This is a genomic window from Sabulicella flocculans, assembly GCF_045449635.1.
Taxonomy (GTDB): Bacteria; Pseudomonadota; Alphaproteobacteria; order Acetobacterales; family Acetobacteraceae; genus Roseococcus.
Genome location: NZ_JBJJBR010000067.1, coordinates 1 through 454, shown reverse-complemented (window position 1 = coordinate 454; position 454 = coordinate 1). Strand labels below are relative to the sequence as shown.

General features: G+C 73.1%; 1 protein-coding gene. It reads right to left on the bottom strand.

What is annotated here, in order from left to right; genetic code table 11:
- Window positions 1-20: 20 nt before the first annotated feature.
- Window positions 21-454 (bottom strand): terminase gpA endonuclease subunit (locus tag ACI6QG_RS19645; protein ID WP_407026264.1); only part of this gene is annotated, 434 nt, incomplete at its 5' end.

Here is a 454-nt window from a genome sequence, read left to right as displayed (position 1 = left end):
GCCTGCCTGCGGTGAAGCGGTCAGCGCAGCCAGTTGCTGCGCGGGGCGAGCCAGGTGGTGGGGCGCGTGGTCGTCGGCGGGGGAGTTGCCGGCGATGGGGCTGCAGGCGGCGGCTCGGGCTGTGACATCACCAGCGGGGCATCTGCGATCTGCTCGCGCAGCTGCCCCCAGAAGCGCTCGCCATAGCGGTCCGCGCCCAACAGCCAGAGCGCGGCGCGCGCCAGCACCGCGCAGTCCAGGGCCTCGTTGCGCTCTCGCAGCTTGGCCCATTCCTGCCGCGCGAAGCCGCGCCGATCCTTGGTGGTGCGCAGCTGCTCGGCGACGAGTTGCTTGACCCACTCGGCCTCGACGCCGCGCGGCAGGTGCACCCAGCCGGGCGGGAACCCCTCCGCATCGCCGCGGCCGAGCCAGAGCCGGCGATAAAGATCGGCCTTCCAGGTCGAGACCGAGACGG